The 2,528-nt window shown below is 68.9% G+C and carries 3 protein-coding genes; all 3 read right to left on the minus strand.

The window, feature by feature from the left end:
- Positions 1 to 506: ATP-binding cassette domain-containing protein (locus tag RWO82_RS15510; RefSeq protein WP_314428428.1), on the minus strand; the 506-nt coding region annotated here is incomplete at its 3' end.
- An 8-nt stretch (positions 507 to 514) separates the two neighbouring features.
- Positions 515 to 1,402 carry an ABC transporter permease gene (locus RWO82_RS15515; protein ID WP_314428429.1) on the minus strand — a complete coding sequence of 296 codons (888 nt, stop codon included), beginning with the start codon at positions 1,400 to 1,402 and terminating at the stop codon, positions 515 to 517.
- A gap of 2 nt (positions 1,403 to 1,404) precedes the next feature.
- Positions 1,405 to 2,397 (minus strand): ABC transporter substrate-binding protein, encoded by a 993-nt coding sequence (locus tag RWO82_RS15520; RefSeq protein WP_314428430.1) that lies wholly within the window; start codon positions 2,395 to 2,397, stop codon positions 1,405 to 1,407.
- Between the last annotated feature and the right edge of the window lie 131 nt (positions 2,398 to 2,528).

The raw sequence follows: 2,528 nt of genomic DNA on the forward strand, positions 1-2,528 counted from the left end.
GCGCCGAACGGTTCGTCCATCAGCATCACCGACGGAGTGTTGGCGAGCAGTCGTGCGATCGCCACCCGCTGCTGCATCCCGCCCGAGAGCTGGTGCGGGAAGGATGCCGCGACGCGACTGAGTCCGACCGAGTCCAGCGCCGCGGTCGCCCGCTCCTTCACGACCGCACGCGGAAGGCGCGCCTGCCGAGGCCCGTACTCGATGTTCTCGCGCACCGTCAGCCAGGGGAACAGCCCGTAGTCCTGGAAGACGACGCCACGGTCGGGTCCGGGCCCGGTGACCTCAGTGCCCGCGACGGTCAGAGACCCTTCGGTGATCGTCTCGAAGCCCGCGACCATGCGCAGCAGCGTCGATTTGCCGCATCCGGAGGCGCCGACGATGCAGACCACCTCGCCGGCCGCGACGGTGATGTCCACACCGTCGACGGCGGCGATCGGCGATCCGGGGTACCGCTTGCCGACACCGCTCATGACGATGTCTGCGGCGTGCTGGGGAGGAATGCTCATGCGATCTCTCACTTCTGGATCGGTCGGCGCCCGAAGGCGATGGCGAAGATGAGCGTGAGCAGACGGTCGGCGATGAAGCCGGCCAGGCCGATGACGACCATGCCCACGATGATGAGGTCGGTTCGCGACTGCTCTCTGGCCTGGGTGATGAGCGCGCCGAGACCGGTGCTGATGCCGACGGTCTCGCCGACGACGAGGATCACCCACGACAGGCCCATCGCGATGCGCATGCCGCTGATGATCTGCGGCGCGGCGGCCGGGATGACGACCTTGTAGAGCGACTGCAGGCGGGGGGTGCCCAGCATCGCGGCGGCTTCGAGCAGGCGGCCCGGCACCTGGTGGACTCCGCTGATGGTGTTCAGCAGGATCGGGAACACCGCCGCGATGAACACGAGGAACACCGTGGAGCGGTCGCCGAAGCCGATGATGAGCAGTGTCAGCGGAGCCCAGGCGGTGACCGGGATGGGGCGGACGAGGTTGATCGTCGGCTCCAGCATCCGGAACAGCAGTTTCGACCGACCCATCAGCACGCCCAGCGGCACGGCGACGGCGACCGCGAGGCCGAAGCCCTGCAGCACGCGCAGCGTCGAGGCGCCCAGGTGACCCCAGAGCGCGCCGCTGAACGAGTCGTCGTAGATGCCGCCGACCGCGAAGTCCACGCCGCGCACCGCGACCTCGCCGGGGGTGGGCAGGAAGGTCATCTTGATGTCGAACGGCAGCGTCCAGGCGTTCTGCACACCCAGGTGCCAGCCGATGAGGAGGAGGATCGGCACGGGAAGCGCAATGGCCCATCCGAGCGGCAGTCGGCGGCGCGGCCGAGCGGTGCGGATGCCGCCGGGCTGCGTCTCGGTGTGCTCGACGCCCTGAGGCGGATCGGCGAGTGCGGTGGTCGTCATGGTCACTCCGTCCGTGCGGTCTCGACGAAGCTGTCGTCGGTGAGGAGGTCCTGGTCGACCTCGGCCGAGACCTGGTCGAAGGTGAGCATCTCCTCGCTCATCGAGGCCAGCGTCGAGAGGTAGTCGGCGTCGAGGTCCCAGCGCGGCCAGATGTTCTCGATCGCGAGGTCGACGATCGCGGGGTCCAGGGCGAACTCCTCGACGAGGCCGTCGGCCCAGGCCTCGGTGTCCTCCGCCATGTGCTCGACCGCCGCGATGTGGGTGTCGACGACCGACTGCACGAGCTCGGGGTCGGACTCGATCAGGCTGTTGCTCGTGGCGAGCACGATGTTGGTCTGCCCGATCGGGGTGTCGTAGGCCGACATGAGTTCGTGTGCGCCGCCTTCGATCGCGATCGACGGACCCACCTCGGCGGAGATGAACGCGTCGATCTGTCCGGAGGCGAACGCGGTCGCCATGTCGGCGAAGGGCAGGTTGACCAGCTCGACGTCGCTCGCAGGGTCGATGCCCTGCGCCTCGAGCGTGCGCTTGAGGAGGATCTCCTGTGTGGCGCCCATCGGGAAGCCGACCTTCGTGCCCTTCAGGTCGTCCGGCGTCTCGATGTCGTCCGTGGCGACGATGCGGGTGCCGCCGTCGGCGGCGGAGGCGACGATGCGCACATCCTGCTTCTCTGCGACGCCGGCGATGACCGACGCCGCACCGGTCACGCCGAAGTCGACCGATCCCGAGACGATCGCGTTCTTGATGTCGCTGGAGGTGTCGAAGAGCACGATCTCGACGTCGATGCCCTCGTCGGCGACCTCCTCGTAGAAGAAGGGGCTGAACAGGTGGGGCTGCGCACGCAGCGTCCCGATGGTGACGGACTGGCTGCCGCTCTCGCCGCTCGCGGAGTCGGCCGATGACGACGCGGCGGAGCAGCCGGTGAGCGCGAGCGCAGCGGCGGCGAGGGAGGCGATGGCGAGCGAGGACGTGCGGCGGGGAGTGCGGAAGGTCATGTGTTCTCCTGGTGGGGGCGGGTCAGGCGGGGTGGGGCAGGTCAGGCGGTCGCAGGGACGACGGATGCTGCGCGGTAGGCGCGCCACCCGCCGAACTCGGTGATGTCTCGGTCGGTGAGGTCGACGGATGC

This window comes from uncultured Microbacterium sp. (assembly GCF_963521645.1).
Taxonomy (GTDB): domain Bacteria; phylum Actinomycetota; class Actinomycetes; order Actinomycetales; family Microbacteriaceae; genus Microbacterium.

What these genes read in the sequence shown, in the direction of transcription:
- RWO82_RS15515 (WP_314428429.1), bottom strand. Translation starts at nt 1,402, where the DNA reads ATGACGACCACCGCACTCGCCGATCCGCCTCAGGGCGTCGAGCACACC.
- RWO82_RS15520 (WP_314428430.1), bottom strand. Translation starts at nt 2,397, where the DNA reads ATGACCTTCCGCACTCCCCGCCGCACGTCCTCGCTCGCCATCGCCTCC.